The sequence below is a fragment of the Streptosporangium album genome (genome assembly GCF_014203795.1).
In the GTDB taxonomy this organism is placed as follows: domain Bacteria; phylum Actinomycetota; class Actinomycetes; order Streptosporangiales; family Streptosporangiaceae; genus Streptosporangium; species Streptosporangium album.
Genome location: NZ_JACHJU010000001.1, coordinates 2,367,978 through 2,382,824 on the forward strand (window position 1 = coordinate 2,367,978; position 14,847 = coordinate 2,382,824).

At 68.6% G+C, this 14,847-nt stretch carries 17 protein-coding genes; 4 read left to right on the forward strand and 13 right to left on the reverse strand.

Annotation, left to right across the window (positions count from 1 at the left end):
• Positions 1-429: 429 nt before the first annotated feature.
• From FHR32_RS11200 to FHR32_RS11220, 5 genes are all read right to left on the reverse strand, one after another.
• Positions 430-1,059, reverse strand: coding sequence for a hypothetical protein (locus tag FHR32_RS11200; RefSeq protein WP_184754253.1), 630 nt, complete (start codon positions 1,057-1,059; stop codon positions 430-432).
• Positions 1,060-1,143: 84 nt separating this feature from the next.
• Positions 1,144-1,683 carry a DUF6529 family protein gene (locus FHR32_RS11205; protein ID WP_184754254.1) on the reverse strand — a complete coding sequence of 180 codons (540 nt, stop codon included), beginning with the start codon at positions 1,681-1,683 and terminating at the stop codon, positions 1,144-1,146.
• 399 nt (positions 1,684-2,082) lie between these two features.
• A complete protein-coding gene (locus FHR32_RS11210) occupies positions 2,083-2,346 on the reverse strand; it encodes a hypothetical protein (protein ID WP_184754255.1) in 264 nt (87 codons plus the stop codon).
• The gene (locus FHR32_RS11215) at positions 2,343-3,200 is read right to left on the reverse strand and encodes a metallophosphoesterase family protein (RefSeq protein ID WP_425584213.1); all 858 of its coding nucleotides are present in this window, start codon (positions 3,198-3,200) and stop codon (positions 2,343-2,345) included. Before FHR32_RS11215 ends, FHR32_RS11210 begins: the two co-directional genes overlap by 4 nt.
• 107 nt (positions 3,201-3,307) lie before the next feature.
• Positions 3,308-3,817 carry a cupredoxin domain-containing protein gene (locus tag FHR32_RS11220; protein ID WP_184754256.1) on the reverse strand — a complete coding sequence of 170 codons (510 nt, stop codon included), beginning with the start codon at positions 3,815-3,817 and terminating at the stop codon, positions 3,308-3,310.
• A 692-nt stretch (positions 3,818-4,509) separates the two neighbouring features.
• Between FHR32_RS11220 and FHR32_RS11225 the strand changes: the two genes are divergently transcribed.
• Genes FHR32_RS11225 through FHR32_RS11235 form a run of 3 tightly spaced genes read left to right on the forward strand, consistent with a single transcriptional unit; the run spans position 4,510 to position 6,637 of the window.
• Positions 4,510-5,733, forward strand: a complete 1,224-nt coding sequence (locus FHR32_RS11225) for a transposase family protein (protein ID WP_184754257.1) — start codon at positions 4,510-4,512, stop codon at positions 5,731-5,733.
• Positions 5,673-6,170: an RNA polymerase sigma factor gene (locus FHR32_RS11230; protein WP_221465360.1), complete on the forward strand. Its 498-nt coding sequence runs from the start codon at positions 5,673-5,675 to the stop codon at positions 6,168-6,170. Before FHR32_RS11225 ends, FHR32_RS11230 begins: the two co-directional genes overlap by 61 nt.
• Positions 6,167-6,637, forward strand: coding sequence for an SRPBCC family protein (locus tag FHR32_RS11235; protein ID WP_184754258.1), 471 nt, complete (start codon positions 6,167-6,169; stop codon positions 6,635-6,637). The genes FHR32_RS11230 and FHR32_RS11235 overlap by 4 nt, the downstream gene beginning before the upstream one ends.
• Positions 6,638-6,700: 63 nt before the next feature.
• Here FHR32_RS11235 and FHR32_RS11240 read toward each other — a convergent pair whose 3' ends face one another.
• From FHR32_RS11240 to FHR32_RS11250, 3 genes are all read right to left on the reverse strand, one after another.
• Positions 6,701-7,276 (reverse strand): OmpA family protein, encoded by a 576-nt coding sequence (locus FHR32_RS11240; RefSeq protein ID WP_184754259.1) that lies wholly within the window; start codon positions 7,274-7,276, stop codon positions 6,701-6,703.
• Complete coding sequence (locus FHR32_RS11245) at positions 7,260-7,871, reverse strand: hypothetical protein (RefSeq protein ID WP_184754260.1); 612 nt, start codon at positions 7,869-7,871, stop codon at positions 7,260-7,262. Before FHR32_RS11245 ends, FHR32_RS11240 begins: the two co-directional genes overlap by 17 nt.
• Before the next feature lie 293 nt (positions 7,872-8,164).
• Complete coding sequence (locus tag FHR32_RS11250) at positions 8,165-8,332, reverse strand: hypothetical protein (RefSeq protein WP_184754261.1); 168 nt, start codon at positions 8,330-8,332, stop codon at positions 8,165-8,167.
• 220 nt (positions 8,333-8,552) lie between these two features.
• Between FHR32_RS11250 and FHR32_RS11255 the strand changes: the two genes are divergently transcribed.
• Positions 8,553-9,845: a cytochrome P450 gene (locus FHR32_RS11255; protein ID WP_184754262.1), complete on the forward strand. Its 1,293-nt coding sequence runs from the start codon at positions 8,553-8,555 to the stop codon at positions 9,843-9,845.
• A gap of 5 nt (positions 9,846-9,850) precedes the next feature.
• Here FHR32_RS11255 and FHR32_RS11260 read toward each other — a convergent pair whose 3' ends face one another.
• The 5 genes from FHR32_RS11260 to FHR32_RS11280 form a co-directional block, all read right to left on the reverse strand.
• Positions 9,851-10,456, reverse strand: coding sequence for a TetR/AcrR family transcriptional regulator (locus tag FHR32_RS11260; protein ID WP_184754263.1), 606 nt, complete (start codon positions 10,454-10,456; stop codon positions 9,851-9,853).
• Positions 10,457-10,607: 151 nt separating this feature from the next.
• Entirely contained in the window at positions 10,608-11,243 is a 636-nt protein-coding gene (locus FHR32_RS11265; protein WP_184754264.1) for a hypothetical protein, read from the reverse strand.
• A 252-nt stretch (positions 11,244-11,495) separates the two neighbouring features.
• Positions 11,496-12,425 carry a WXG100-like domain-containing protein gene (locus FHR32_RS11270; RefSeq protein WP_184754265.1) on the reverse strand — a complete coding sequence of 310 codons (930 nt, stop codon included), beginning with the start codon at positions 12,423-12,425 and terminating at the stop codon, positions 11,496-11,498.
• Positions 12,422-12,778 (reverse strand): hypothetical protein, encoded by a 357-nt coding sequence (locus FHR32_RS11275; protein ID WP_184754266.1) that lies wholly within the window; start codon positions 12,776-12,778, stop codon positions 12,422-12,424. Before FHR32_RS11275 ends, FHR32_RS11270 begins: the two co-directional genes overlap by 4 nt.
• 258 nt (positions 12,779-13,036) lie before the next feature.
• Positions 13,037-14,845 carry a GTPase family protein gene (locus FHR32_RS11280; RefSeq protein WP_184756478.1) on the reverse strand — a complete coding sequence of 603 codons (1,809 nt, stop codon included), beginning with the start codon at positions 14,843-14,845 and terminating at the stop codon, positions 13,037-13,039.
• Positions 14,846-14,847: the final 2 nt, after the last annotated feature.

Genomic DNA, 14,847 nt, shown 5'->3' on the forward strand with positions numbered 1-14,847 from the left:
ATGCAGCACATGGCCCGATCTCAAAATGTGAGAACGCCGGAACCGTGCGAGCCCGCTCCCCTCATGGGGTAATTGCGTGTCCGAGGGGGGACCGCAACCAATTGCACATGTCCCCGATTACCCGGTCGGCGCTGCGTGCGTGGCTGAACTTGGTGGCCCACGTCCCCGGGAGAGTATCGAGGAGAAGGTCTGGCGCGATGTCCCCAGGACTTGGCGTCGGGCACTGCTTGGATAAAAATGATTGTTCCCAGCGCAGACACGCCTGACGTGGTGGGTGGATCGGTGTGGTCGCACGACGTGGATGGCGAGCTGTGCCTGCACGGCGCGGACGCGCGGCGGTTGCGGCCAGCGCGGCTGCTGCTGTTGTTTTCGGGGCTGGCCGCGCTGACGTTGAACGCCGCCGAGCCGGATCGGCAGGGTGCCCGAGGGTTACGGCTCCTCGCCGTGAGCGCGTCGGCGGCCTTCGTCGAAGAATTCGTAGATGGCTTCGGTGTGCGGCAGTTGGGTGAGTGGGCGGGCGGCGCCGAAGGAGATGTTCCAGAACTGGCCGGTTCGTGGTTGCCCGGGGCCGACGTAGGCGTACGGCTCGGGTATGTGCCTGTCACCCGGCGAGACGCCGTAGTTGACCTCGTCCAGGGTGACGCCGATGTCGAAATGCTCCGGCCAGAGCACCGGCGTCATGCCGGGAGCAAGCCTGCGCAGGGCCGCATCACCGTCGCCGAGGGCGCGGGCGATCACCATTGCCGCCTGCGGATCGACATGTACGCGGTCGTCGGCCGTGACCCCGGAGCCCTCGGAGTACAGGCCCTCGGGGGCGCCGGCTACGATCCCGGCGGCAGCCGCGAGTTCGGCGTAGGTCACCCCGGTCAGCTTCCCGAGCGGTCGGCCGCTGGTGAGCAGCAGGTCTCCGTTGACGGCCACGTCGGGGTGCTTGGTGGTGGCGAAGCCGCCGGGGACGGCCCGGAGCCTGATGGTGCCGCTTTGGCGGTACTGCGGCCCGGCCAGTACGAGTTCGGCCACTCCATGCAGGCTCTGCCTGGTCAGGACCAGTGTCGTCATGTCCACCGGCGTCTCCTCCCACGTCGTGTAACCCCGAAAACCCTGCCATGTACGGTCGAGTACCTCGCGCTCTGTGGGGGACTGCTAGGGCTGGATCAGCTGCCAGAGGGCCGCTGAGGACCACAGGATTGCGATGAGGGTGACCAGGGTGCCACCGGCGAGTGGCAACGCCCAGGCGGGTAGGCGCCGGCTGCGGACGAGGAGTACCTTCGCGGCGAATGCGCCGTAGAAGAAGCAGCCCGCGAGGGAGTGCAGGGCGACCCGGGTGCTGTGCGTCTCTACTCCGTAAGCGGTGATGCAGTGGTAGGCGACGGGTAGGGAAAGCGCGAACAGCACGGCTCCGCCGATGCGGTGGGCGAGGGGTACCGGGCGGGGGGCTGCGCCGGCCCCGGGTAGCCGCCGGTACATCCACAGCGCCAGTATGAGCTGGTAGAGGGCCAGGCCCAGCAGGGCGGTGCCGAGTTGCGCCTTCAGCAGGTTCGCGTCGTTGCCACGGCGTCCGAACAGGCTGCCGGCGTAGTCCGGAGTGTGTATCCGGCCGAACGCGTACAAGGCCGCCGCCACGGCCAGGGCGAGCCCGGCGGCCACCGCCGGCCGCAGCCAGACCGGGCGGGGTGGTGACATCCTGTGGCTTGCTCCCACGTTCCTCCGATCCCTGCGTGTTCTCGGCTGTCGGCGCCGCCGCAACAGCCCGCTCAACGTAGTTCAACTAGTTATGTCCCGCCTTCGCGGTGTCCCCGGCGTCAATCTCCCGAAAACCGGGGAATGCCAGGTTTTGCTGTGCTCTGAAATTCGCGGGATTATGTTACTGAGAAATACTTGGGGTTATCGCCCCGCTGGGTTTCGTCGCCCGTCAATTCATGCGTAGGCGCCGACGGTGCGATCCAGCCAGCCGCAGGTGGCCTCTATTCGGTACCAGAAACTCGCGCGGGATACCAGTTCACCCGCCCTTGACATCCGGTGGCAAGATCGACAGCGGCACGCGCCACGCGTATCGACATGCGGCGTGACCGGTATGGATGATTATTCGGCACCCGTGAGGCCCTCCGCCGGCTTGCGCATGGCCGGCTGCCAGGCCGCGAGCAGCAGCAGCGCGGCCACTTCGACGATCACGCTGATCGCAGCCTGCGGGGAGGGGGTGAATCCGTGCTCGGTGAACCCGAAAATCCCGATGATGTGGATGTGCCGGTAGCCGCCGTTGAGGTAGAGGTCGGCGTGGATGTAGCCGCTGACGGCGATGGCGGCGGCCGTGCTCAGGCGGGCGGCGAGGGCCGCGGACGCCTTCATGCCAGCTTGTGGTCGGTGACGGCCAGGCCGCCTGCGCCCTTACGGTAGGTGACAGTGCGGATGCCCAGTGCGTCCTTGAGGCGGCCGGCTGGTACCACCTGCGGGAGGGGTCCCGGCCCGATGCCCGGTTTGGGCAGCGGGTAGGCGGTGGTGGTGGCGCTGTGAAAGGTGACGTTGCCTTCGGTCTTGGTGAACAGCTGGTGCACGTGGCCGTTCAGGCAGGTCACAGAGGAGAAGCGGCGTAGCAGGCCTAGGACCTTGATGGCGTCATCGGTGCCCCAGCCCCAGGCCGGGTACATGGCGAACAGCGGGATATGGCTGAACACCACGATGGGAGTGTCAGCCGACAGACCGGTGACGTCTTTGCGGACGAAGTCGATCTGGTCGGCGCCAAGGTGCCCGAGTTGCTCCATGTGCAGGGTGTTGACCAGAGCGATGAAGTGGACGCCATGGGTGTCGAAGCTGTACCAGCCCTCGCCGAGGGTGTTTGCGCCGAATCGCTGCCGGTAGGCATGTCCGCCGTCGCCGATCGAGTCGTGTTCCCCGGGCACCGTGAAGACGCGACCGGTACGCAGGCCGGTCAACATCTGCTTGACCTGGTCGAACTGGCCCGGGGTGGACAGGTGGGTGAGGTCGCCGCTGTGCATGACGAAGTCGGGCCGGAAGCCCAGGCTGTTGACCTGATTGAGCGCTTCGATGAACGTTCGGTTCACGTCGGTGTTGGCGGCGCCGGTGAAGCCGATGTGGCTGTCGGAAATCTGCACGAACCGCAGCGCGCCAGAGTTGGCGGCGGCCTGTGCGGCGGCGCTGTCCTGACTGCCTGCGATGCTGCTGATCACTTGGCCGTCGACCACCGCCAAGACCACGGCGGAGCCGAACCAGCCGGCGTGGCGCAGCAGTTGGCGGCGAGACATCCCGTGTTCCGGCGTCGGCTCGGCTCCACGCGGATCGATAGGGCCGGTCACTGGGTCACCGTCACAGTGGCGTGCATGAACGGGTGGATGCTGCACAGGTACTTGTAGGTGCCCGGCTTGGTGAACTTGTAGGGGTAGCGGGCACCGGACGCCAGCGCGGCGGAGCGGAGCGGACCCTGGCCTTGGCTCGTCACGGTGTGCGGTTCAGGGTCCTGGTTGATCCAGGTCACCGTAGTGCCTGCCTTGACGGTCAGCGCAGCGGGATGGAAGGCGAGATTCTTGATCGTCACGGAGTTCGGGCCCACCGGCGTGGCCGGCGCGCTGCCTGTGGGTGCGGCTGTGGCCGTGTTGGGCATCTCCGGGATGACAGATGCCGGGCCGGTGCTGCCGGGCCTGCCGGGCAGGCTCTGGCCGGCGCCCGGGGTGATCCCGGCGGACGCCGGGCCGCGGTGCGGCGGGTCGCCGCAAGCGGTGACCAGACCAAGTGCGCCGATCAGAGCAAGTGCGCCGATCAGGGCCGGTAGGCGCGGTATGCGGGGATGAATACCGTGACTCATACTCATGTCCCTCTCGATGGCTGGAGTGCCGATCCATTCAGCGCGAATCGGCATCGACACTGTGAGATAGCACGCCGGGTTACCCACGGAACTGGTGGCCGGTATGGAGCGGGCGCCTGGGCACCGGCCTGGATGCCCGCCTGTTCAGCGGGGCCGGCTGGGACTCGACTGCGCCGACGTGCTGAAACCCGATCCAGAGCATTTTTACCCTGAACTGACCGAAGCAACGTGAAACCACTGGATGTGCGACGTTGCCACTCAATATCGCCGGAGATATATGCGTAGTTAAACTATTTCCTCAGTTATGTCCCACCTTCGTGGTATCCCCGGCGTCAATCTCCCGAAGCCGCGGAATGCCAGGTTTTGCTGTGCTCTGAAATTCGCGGGGATATTTTACTGAGAAATACCTGGGGTTATCGCCCCGCTGGGTTTCCTCGCCCGTCAATTCATGCGTATCGAAACGGCTCGCTTCCGTAGGTGCTGACCGAGAACACGCTTGTGCCGACCGCCGCGTCTTCCTCGCGCCGTCGACGGTTACGTCCGGCACGGCCCCGGCGTTCTCGGATGGTGAGACACCAGGTGCGGCGGTGCAGATCACGAGTCGATCGCTGAGAGCGTGTCAGCAGGGCAAAACAGCACGAGGCCCCGCTGAACAGGTGATTCTCTACGTCATCTGTCCCTGCGGAGCCTCGTTGTCCGTCAATCCTGCCATGCCTGTCGCCGATCTTTCCCCCCTCATCTGGGGAGGGGCCGGAGGCGGCAGTCCGGCTGATCTCGCCAATCCGGTCCTTGACCTCGATGACTGCCGTGACCTGCTGGAACACCTGTCGGAAATCACCGACCCGCGCGGACTCCGCGGGGTACGGCATGCGTTCGTCTCCATCCTGGCGATCGCGGTGGCAGCGGTGCTCGGCGGCGCACGCTCCTTCACCGCGATCGGCCAGTGGGCCGATGAGGCACCCGGGCAGGTGCTGACCGCCCTGGGAGTACGCTCTCGCCGCAACGGACAAAAGGAAGACCTGCCGTGGGTGCAGGCGGTCATCGACCCCTTGGCCGGCCAACAGGTGCCGATCGATGAGAGCAACGTAATTGACCTCTGGAACGAGCACGGACTTACGGAGACGCTTCAACGACAGGCGACGCGTTTCATCGAGGGCGAGAAGGTGAGGACCGGTCCGCGATATCCCGACCGCTATCCGATCCTCATCGAACTGAGCGTGATGCGGCGCCGCAAGGACGGACGCATCGACCTTCCTGATGTTTATCGGATCGCTTTCTCCATCGGTCGGAGGGGGGCGTGCCGAAAGTCAAGGCATGACTCGTCGGTTCAGGTCCCATCCCAGGCAGGGCTTATCTCTGCCAGTCACCCACAACCCCGCCGGGCGGCGGTCGTGGCGGCGGAGAGCGCCAGGCAGAGCGGGGCGGCCTCGGTGATCGGCTGGAAGGAGCAGCTCCACGTGCTCGCCCAGCGGCACACGGTCTACGTGGTGGACCTGCCCGGTCAGGGCTACACCCGGCTGAAGGACCGTGCCTTCCACTGGGACCTGGGGGCGATGACGGGCGCGATCGGCGACTTCATGGACGTCCGCGACACCTGGAGCTGGGAGATCATGAAGTATCCCGTGGTCGGGGAGCTGTTCGGCAACCTCCGCGGTGCGACCGGGTCGACCTACCTCGGCTGGGCCGAGAACATCTTCGTCCACCGGAACCTGGTCACCCCTGAGCTGGTGGACGAGTTGTGGGCATCGGCCACCTTCCACGACAATCTGCGCGCCATGTACCTGCTGGAGCGTGGCCTGGACTGGGGCGAGACGGAGAGCGCCGGGCCGGTGAACCGCCTGCTGCGGGACTTCCTGTGGGCGACGGGCTCGGCGCCCTGGTCCTGGCCGCGCAGCGGGGCGACACCATGGCGATGAACGACCTGTTGGACGAGCTGTCGCCGTACGTCTTCAGGATCTGCCGCGCGATCACCCCCCAGCACGGGCCGGACGCCGCCCAGGAGACGCTGATCGCGGTCTTCCGCGGCCTGCGCGGCGTGCGCGATCCGGCGGCCCTGCGCGGCTGGGTGCGGGCGATCGCGGTGCGCGAAGCCGTACGGATCGCCCGCCGGCACAGCGCGCACCCGCAGGCGGTCCTGTCCGACATCCCGGCCCGTGACGACGGTGAGCTCTCCGTCGACGTACGCGACGCGCTGGAGCGGCTGTCGCCCGAGCATCGGGCCGTGCTCGTCCTGCGCGACCTGGAAGGACTCGGCGAACAGCAGGCCGCGGCCGTACTGGATCTTCCTCAGGGCACGGTGAAGTCCCGGCTGCACCGGGCGCGACTCAGTTTCCGAAAGGCATGGAGCCGATGAACCCATCCGATCTGGACCCGGTACGGCGCCTGCGTGTCATGGCGGGTGCCACCCCGGGGTGTGTCCTGCTGGAGCGGGTCATCCCGGCGCCCTTCGACACGGTCTGGGCGGTCGTCGCCGACCTGGAGAGGGAGCTGCCCCGCTACCAGCCCCATGTCCGCACCCTCCGGGTCACCCCCGGCCGGGGGGACCGGCTGGACGTCCTGGCCCTCGGCCGGGCGGGGTTGTGCGCCCGCTTCGACGCCGTCCTGCGGCCGGGCTGGTGCTGGATGCAGAGCCACCACATCGTCTTCGGCCTGGCCGCGGTCCCGGTGCCCGGCGGCACTCTGCTCGCCCGCGCGGGCGCCACGCGCAGGCCCGGCCTGCGCAGGCTTCTCATGCCGCTGCTCCGGCGCGACTTCGGCAGGGAGCTCGACCGCTTCGAGAGCAGGGTGCGGGCACGGCTCACGCGAGACACCGCGCCTTGACCCGGGTACGGCGGGGCGCGGTGCGGTGCCCTCGCCCGCACCCCGTCCCGGCGCAGGCCGGAGTCACTGCTTGGCGTTGAAGACGATCTCGACGCGGCGGTTCTTCGCGCGGTTCTCCTCCACCGGCCGCCCCTCGACGAGGTTGGGCAGCTTGGGCTTGGCCTCGCCGTACCCGGTGGCCCGCACGGTGACGGCGGAGCCGTTCAGCAGCGTGGTGAGAACCTGCTGGACGGCCTGGGCCCGTCTCAGCGACAGCGCCCTGTTGTAGGCGTCCGACCCCTGGTCGTCGGTGTGGCCTCCCACGTTCACCACATCACCGGCCGACTCCGCTCTGATCTTCTCGGCCACGGCCCGCAGCCGCTGCCTGGCCTTGGGCGTCAGCACGGCCTTGTCGAGCGCGAACAGCACGTCACTGGTCAGCGCCACGGTGACCTGCTCGCCCTGCTTGGACTCGCTCTCGCTGCCGTCGAGCGACTCGACCTCGGGGACGAGATCCTCGACGGGGAAGACCAGGTCCTCGACACTCACCGCCGCGTCGGGCGGAACGGTGGGATCGGCCCAGGCGGCCGGTCCGGGTCCCGCCGCCAGCACTCCCGCGAGCACCGCCACGGCCAGCGCACGGTCAGGAGATCGGAACATCGGTGAGCACCCCTATCACCGGGAACTCGACGTTGACCTTCGTGACGTCCGGTGGGGGCGCCCCGAAGACCGCGTACAGCGAGACGGACCCTCCGGCCTTGACCTGCAGCCCCTGGGTTCTGGAGCAGACGAACTGGGCGTCCTGTCCGGGCCCGTTCCGTGCGACGCGATACCGCTTGGCGTTGACGGGGTCGATCAGCGCGACGCCCGACACGGTGTAGTCGAGGGTGCCCGTACTCAGCTTGTTGTGCAGAAACCAGTCCTTGTCCTTGTTCAGGTTGGTGATGTTCCAGTTCAGCGTGATGGTCCGCCCCTGCCGGACGAGCCCGACGATGTCGGCGCGCAGTTCGCTGCCGTCGTCACTCCCCTTACGGCTCGCGATCACCTTGTCCTGCTGGGCCGGCGCGGTCTCCTGCGCGGCGGCCTCCTGCCCTGTCTCCTGCTCTGCCGCCTGGGTGGTGGGCGGCTTCTGCTGCGAACCGGGCTGCTTCTCCTCGCCACCGCCGCCCTGCAGCGAGCCGGGAAGCATCCCGCAGCCCGTCAGCAGGAACGCCAGCGCGGGCGCCGCCACGGCCAGCGCGATCTTCCTATGCATCTCCGGTCACCTCTGTCTGTCGGGGTCAAGAACAAGACTGACCATAGGAGGACGACCTTCAGAATCCGCATAGTGCGCCGCAGCCGCGGGCCACCACTCCACCTCAGCCGTCACCAAGGGCGTGAAACTCCGTCACACCATACACAAAAGCCCCAGAAGCCTATTTTGCTGGCGATCTTTCCGATCACTCAGCAACTAGGGCATATAACCCTGATTGCGGAAGGGCGGACCTTCGTCGGAGGTCTACGGAAGGTCGAAGGTCTACGGAAGAAGGACGGCGCCGGTGGCACCCGTCATTGCTTGAGGTTCTTGCGCAGTGCGGCGTAGTAGAGCCCCACGGAGATGCCGCCCACCACGGCCACCGCCCGGACGGTCGTACCTCCGGCGTCGAGGATGACGGCCAGCGCGATCGCGGCGGCGAAGACCATGGGAACGGCGAGGTCAAGGGTTCTGCGGTTCACGACTCTCCTTTTCGGCGTCACCACGCGGCTCCACCAGACAAAGGGGATCATCCCATCAGAATCACCCTGACGGGTAACCCTGAAAGCCGCACCACCCGCTGGTCAGGAGCGGCTGACAGCCCTCTCGACGGGCAGGAAGATTCAAAGTTGCATGGCGTGCAAGTCTGGGTATGGTCGAACGAGGACGCACCATTCACTGTGATTCACCACAGGAGCGCTGATGACTCGTTCTACAGCCGAGGTCTCCCACGTCGAGCAACCCCCGTCGCCTGATCAGGCCACGATGCGGGTGCCACTGCCTCCCGAGCTGACCGCCCGGCAGTGCCCGTTCGACCCGCCGCAGGCGCTGGCCAGGATGCACGGCAGAGCGCCGGTCAACCAGGTGAAGCTGGGCAACGATGAAGTGATATGGCTGGTCACCGGCATGAGCGAGGCCCGTGCCGTGCTGTCCGATCCCCGGTTCAGCGCCGACCGGTTCAGCCGGCCCAACGCCCTGATCTCGGTGCCCGAGGAGATGCGCGAGAAGCTGTTCGACGCCCGCGCCAGGGCCGGGCAGTTCATCACCATGGACGCGCCGGAGCACACCCGCCTGCGCAAGATGGTCATCGGCCAGTTCACCCTGCGCCGGATGCGCGCGCTCATCCCGCACATCACCGAGATCGTCGATGCCCACCTGGACGCGATGGCGGACGCGGGCACTTCGGCGGATCTGGTCAGCGCGTTCGCCCTGCCCGTGCCCTCCCTGGTGATCTGCGAGCTGCTCGGTGTCCCGTACGAGGCCCGCGCCGACTTCCAGCGCCGCACGGCGGCCCTCCTCCGGATGGACACACCGCTGGAGGAGACGCTGCGGGTCCGCGAGGAGATGCGAGGGTTCATGCACGAGCTGGTGGCAGCCAAGCGCGCCCAGCCCGATGACGGCCTGATCTCCGGGCTGATCCACGGCGACCACGCGGGAGAGCTCACCGACGACGAGCTGGTCGGCGTCGCGAACCTGTTGCTCGTCGCCGGGCACGAGACCACGGCCAACATGATCGGCCTGGGCGTCTTCGCCCTGCTGGAGCATCCCGACCAGCTCGAACTGCTGCGCCGAGACCCCGAACTGACCGCCAGTGCCGTCGAGGAACTGCTGCGCTACCTCTCGATCGTCCATCTGGGTCCGACCCGTATCGCCACCGAGGACGTCCGGGTCGGTGACGAGCTGATCCCGGCAGGCGGCACGGTGATGATCTCGACACCGGAGATCAACCGGGATTCCGCCCACTGGGACGACCCGGCCGCCCTCGATCTCACCCGGATGCGCAACCCGCACCTGGCCTTCGGGCACGGCATCCACCAGTGCCTGGGGCAGCAGCTGGCCCGCGCGGAGATGACCGTCGCCCTGCCCGCCCTGGTCCGCCGCTTCCCGCACCTGCGGCTGACCTGCCGCCCGGAGGAGGTACCGCTGCGCGACAACATGTTCGTGTACGGCGTGCACTCCCTACCGGTCGCCTGGGACGCCCCCGAGGACGCCTGACGCCGTCAACCGCGAGGACGGTCGAGCGGTGCTCCCAGCCCGGCGTCGAGCTGGGTGACCACCGCGTCGATGAGCGCGCTGAGCGGGCCCGACTCGCTCAGCCAGCGCTGGATCGCCACCCGCAGCGCGCTCAGCACGCACGTCGCCACCAGTCCGGGATACAGGTCGCCGTCCGGCACCCCGGCGCGATCCGCCACCGCGGCGGCCAGCGCCCGCTCGTGCGCGGCGAACGCCTTGAGCCGGTACGGCAGCAGCGCCGGTTCTCCGCGCAGGACCCGCAGGTGCTCGGCGCGGAACCGCAGATCCTCCTCGTCCACCGCCTCCAGCACCGCGGCCCGCAACGCCACCAGCACCGGCTCCCGCCCGGGACGCTCCCTGAAGGCGGCGACGATGGCCTCGGCGACGACCGAGTCGCCCGCCACCACGGCCTCCTCCTTGCAGGAGAAGTAGTTGAAGAAGGTCCGCAGCGCGACTCCGGCCTCCTCGGCGATCTGTTCGGCGGTGACGTTCGTCACGCCCCGCTCAGCGCACAGCCGCGACGCCGCCTCGCTCAACGCCGTCCGGGTCACGCGCTTCCTGCGCTCTCGCCGGCCCAAGCCACTCTCGTTCATCCGCCACACCTCAGCGAGCCCGCCTGCCGTACCCGGAGGATAGAGGGTCAGCGGCCGAGGCGGCTCTTGCGCAGGTCAGCGGCTTCTCAACCTCTGCCCGTCCGTACCGTCGGGAGATCCGGACGAGGGCGGTCCCACGACGGTCCCCAGCTCAGGGGAGCCGCCGCGCCCGCCACAGGGCCACGCCGAGCCAGACGCCGCCGACCGCGATCAAGGCGCCGTGGGCCATGCGGAGCGCCGGCGTGCCGAAGAACTGCGGGAGGAACAGGATGAACCCGGCGGCGAGCGGGAGGGCGCTCCATCGCGGCAGCAGGCCCGAACGCCGGACCGCGACGGCGGCCATCACCGTGCCGACGCCGAGCAGCACGAGGCCGACCCCGAACATGGTCATCGCGGCGGGGCCGTAGCGGAACTCGTTGGCCAGTTCCAGCAGTGAGGCGTCCTGTGTCTGCACGGCGCGGCGGGCGATGACGTTCAGGCCGAAGACCTCGGCACCGTAATAGGGCAGCGTGAGCCCGACGCCGATCCATGTCGCCACGACGGCCCGGAGGCTGAGACGCTGGCCCAGCATCTGGTGCAGGCCCAGCAGTCCCAGCGTGAGCAGGATGAATCCGGCCACGGCCGACAGGTGCGAGGCCATCCAGGCGGAAGAGGCCATCGCCCGGGCACCCTCCATCGTCGTCTCGTCGGAATACGGCCGCAGCACGGGATAGACGAGAAACAGGATCCCCGCCCCTATGAGGGAGGCGGCACCCAGCCGGGCGCGGGGAGAGACGGAAGTGGTCATGAGGGGCTCCATCGGCGAGTAAGCAGGCGTTCATCGCTCTCTTTCGAGAGCAATGCTCTCGCTAAGGATTGATGATGTCAATAGAGGGCTGCGCTCCCGAAGTCGGAGTGACGATGCGCGACGCCGGGGACGGGCGGCTGGCGGCCTGCCCGCCCAAGGGCACATACGTGATCGTCGACCTGGCGCGGATCCGGTGGGCGCGGCCGTGCCGGGGACCGGGGTGGGCGCCGCGACCGCGGTGTCCGCCCAGGTTCAGGGGGCGGCCGGCTTGGCCGCGCGTGATCCGTGGATGATGAGCTTGGCGATCCACTGCTCCCAGGTCGGGAGGTCGGGGTCTCCCTGCAGCGTGTTGTCCACCACGGTGTAGGTGCCCGAGCCGGCCAATCGGGACAGCGCGTTGCCCATCCGGCTCTCGGGGAAGAACCTGGCCCACGGGCCCACCTTGGTCAGGTCGTAGACGCCGTTGAAAGCCACGTTGGCGCCGAACCCCCGCAGGAACTGCTCCCTGTTCTCCTTGAGGCTGGTGACCTCGGTGCCGTTGAGGTCCTTCTTGACGCCCGCGATCTCGAAGACGCCCCACTGGAGGACCTGTTGTCCCCCTGCGTAGAGCACGCTGTCACCCAGGTAGTAGAAGGCGTTGAAGATGATTTTCTCGACACCGATCTTGAAGATCTTCATCTGCAGGACCGCCCGCCCCTTGAACAACTTCTCGATCATCATCCGCTGGACGACCGCGCCGACCCCCGCGGTGCCCCAGCCCCACGCGATGGTGAAGAGGATGTTCACCCACATCTGGATCGCGAGCACGACGAGCACGTATTTGGTGACCTCCACGACCTGGGCGTAGTCGCGGCACGCCTTGGCGACGGCCCGGCAGTAGGTCGCGACGTCGGCGGGATATCCCTGGATCTTCCTCTCCCACACGTCCCTGAACTCGCCCATGCCCGCGCCGGAGTTGTTCTTCCAGACCTGCGCGACGATGTCGTTCGCGTCTTTCCCGCTGCGCTCGATGGTGCCGGCCAGATCTTCCCAGATCCCCGCGACCTCGCGGAGGGTGTCCTCGTCGGCCTCCGGCCATTCGATCGCCAGCATCGCGACGACGAACCCGGCGCCACCGACCGCGCCGGCCCCCATCCCGCTCGCGAACGGGTTGGCTCTTATGAAACCCGTCAGCCCGCTCACCCGAGCTCGGCCCTGGTCGAGGGGACGACGATCTCCGGGCTTTTGACCTCGGTGTCCAACCTGGCGAGCATGGCCGCGCTCTCGGCGGCGGCGGTGTCGGCCGCCCTGACGGTGAAGTCGTTCAGGTGGAGGTTGGAAGCCGTCGCGGAGTAGCTGTCGACAATGTTCCGGACATGCTTTCTCGCCTCTTCTCGCGCGCCCAGGTAGCCCTTTCCGCCCTCGGCTCCCCCGAACTTCCGGCCCGCCTCGTCATGCCCCCAGAAGTTTCCCAGATGGTCGAGGCGCGTCATGGCCCTGTTGAATGCGTCCTTCAGGTCCTCGTGCTCGATGTCCAGGTTCTTCGCGCCGCTCAACAAGCTGGATGAGCTTATGTCCATCTCGTCATCCGGTTTATATGACAAGGCCACCCCTCGAACACCGCTCCCAGCGATGAACGAAATCCTATCGGCCCATTGTTACAAAATCATTCACCTTATATTAATAATCGCTAACCGTGACATACGGTATTCATGCTTCAATTGTTCCGCCGGCGGCGTTTACGGACGGACCGTAACCGGTCACCGTTACGGACATATTCGCATCCCGTGTCGGCCGCCCTCCGGGCCGGGAACTCAGGGGGTGGCGTCCCGGGCCACCGTAACCGCCTCGGTGAAACGGCGATAACGCGACAGCTCCTCCTTCACGGGTGCCAGCACGAGCTCGCGGGCGACCTCGTCCACGCTCGCGCGCAGCATTCTGGCCGCCCTGCGTGCCCGCCGGCGGCCACCCAGCCAGGCCGCCCCCCGGGAGAGCAGCGCGATCACCAGCCCGAGCAGGATCCCGCCGGCCAGCAGCAGGGTGGGCCAGGGCAGCTCTCCCGCGGTCGGCAGGTACGGCCTCGGGAGGCGGAGATAGTCCAGCCCCACCAGGCCGAGCAGCCACAGCACACCCGCCAGCATGACCGCGAACACCACCCACTGCGCCAGCCCGGCCACCCGCCACCAGACGGGGCGCCGGGCCACGCCGAGCGAGGTGGTGGCCACGGCCCGGTCGAGACCGTCCTCCAGCTCGTCCCCGTGCGAACGGGCCGCCCGCCGTACGGCCGCCGCCCACGGTGCGGGCAGCCCCGCCGAGGCGGCCCCGGCGGCCTCGCGGATCGCGGTGTCCATCCGGGAGCGCTGCACCGCGGTCGTGACCGGGATCGAGGTCCGCCCCACGGGACCGGTGGGGCCGTGGACCTCGGTGGTGCCCAGCCGGAGACGGCGGAGCGGGTCGGGCCTCAACCGGCGGATCCAGCGGGTCAGCGGCCAGCCGGTGGCGGCGACCGAGCGGTGCCGGTGGGCTCTGGCCACGGCCTCGACGACGGTCGGCACCCCCGCGGCCTCCGACAGCGCGACGGTCAGGAGCTTGGCGAGGCCGTCCGTGGACATCTCCGGCGCCACCGTCGCGACCGCGCCGGAAGCCGCATCCGGCTCGCCCGTTCCGGACCGTCCAGGGCCGCCGGCAGGGGTGTCGACTCCACTGGACGCCGTGACGAGCGCGTCCGCGGCCGTGCCGACGTCGGCGGCCAGCCGGGTGGCCCAGGACCGCCGGTCCGCGACCCGGGAGGCGAGCAGGGAGCGCAGCTCCGGGAGTCCCGTCCCGGTGCGCGTGGAGACGCCCGCCAGCGGCACCCCGGCCAGCCCGTCCTCGTCGAGCAGCCTCCGCAGATCCTTCAGGCACCGCTCGGCGCCGGCCGGGGTCAGCCGGTCGATCTGGTTGAGGACGACGACCATGACGCCCCGGTGCCGGGCCAGCGGGCGGAGATACCGCTCGTGCACGGCCGCGTCCGCGTACTTCTGCGGGTCGAGCACCCACACCAGCAGATCGACCAGCTCGACGAGCCGATCCACCTCCAGCCGGTGCGCCAGCTCGATCGAGTCGTGGTCGGGCAGGTCGAGCAGGATCAGACCGGCCGCGTCGCCGTCCGCCCAGCCGCCCGGGCCGGACGCGAGGACCGCGCGCCCGCCCTCCGCCTCCGGGCCGGACGCGACGGCAGCCCGCCCGCTCTCCACCGCCTCCGGGCCGGAACCGCGGGTGGGATCGGCGGCCGTCACCTCGTGGCGGCGGGGGATCTCCAGCCAGTCGAGCAGCGGCCCCGACCCCGCCCCCTCCCAGAGCGCGGCCTGCGCGGCCGAGGTCGTCGGACGGGTGACTCCCACGGTGGCGAGGGAGGTGCCGGACAGCAGGTTGAAGAGCGAGGACTTGCCGCTCCCGGTGGCCCCGGCCAGCGCGACCACCGTGTGGTCGACCGACAGGCTCCGCCGTACCCCGGCGCGGGAGACCACGGAACGGGCCTCGGCCACCACACCGGCCTCCAGCCGCCCGTCGGCGAGCTCGGCGGCCTCCGCCAGTCCGTTCAGCCGGTCGTCCAGGGAGACCGAGCTCCTGCGCCGTAGCATCT

Excerpts from the sequence above, each read along its gene's own strand:
- FHR32_RS11245 (WP_184754260.1), bottom strand. The coding sequence starts at position 7,871 with ATGCATAGGAAGATCGCGCTGGCCGTGGCGGCGCCCGCGCTGGCGTTC.
- FHR32_RS11205 (WP_184754254.1), bottom strand. The coding sequence starts at position 1,683 with ATGTCACCACCCCGCCCGGTCTGGCTGCGGCCGGCGGTGGCCGCCGGG.
- FHR32_RS11240 (WP_184754259.1), bottom strand. The coding sequence starts at position 7,276 with ATGTTCCGATCTCCTGACCGTGCGCTGGCCGTGGCGGTGCTCGCGGGA.
- FHR32_RS11210 (WP_184754255.1), bottom strand. The coding sequence starts at position 2,346 with ATGAAGGCGTCCGCGGCCCTCGCCGCCCGCCTGAGCACGGCCGCCGCC.
- FHR32_RS11280 (WP_184756478.1), bottom strand. The coding sequence starts at position 14,845 with ATGCTACGGCGCAGGAGCTCGGTCTCCCTGGACGACCGGCTGAACGGA.
- FHR32_RS11235 (WP_184754258.1), top strand. The coding sequence starts at position 6,167 with ATGAACCCATCCGATCTGGACCCGGTACGGCGCCTGCGTGTCATGGCG.
- FHR32_RS11260 (WP_184754263.1), bottom strand. The coding sequence starts at position 10,456 with ATGAACGAGAGTGGCTTGGGCCGGCGAGAGCGCAGGAAGCGCGTGACC.
- FHR32_RS11265 (WP_184754264.1), bottom strand. The coding sequence starts at position 11,243 with ATGACCACTTCCGTCTCTCCCCGCGCCCGGCTGGGTGCCGCCTCCCTC.
- FHR32_RS11200 (WP_184754253.1), bottom strand. The coding sequence starts at position 1,059 with ATGACGACACTGGTCCTGACCAGGCAGAGCCTGCATGGAGTGGCCGAA.
- FHR32_RS11255 (WP_184754262.1), top strand. The coding sequence starts at position 8,553 with ATGACTCGTTCTACAGCCGAGGTCTCCCACGTCGAGCAACCCCCGTCG.
- FHR32_RS11220 (WP_184754256.1), bottom strand. The coding sequence starts at position 3,817 with ATGAGTCACGGTATTCATCCCCGCATACCGCGCCTACCGGCCCTGATC.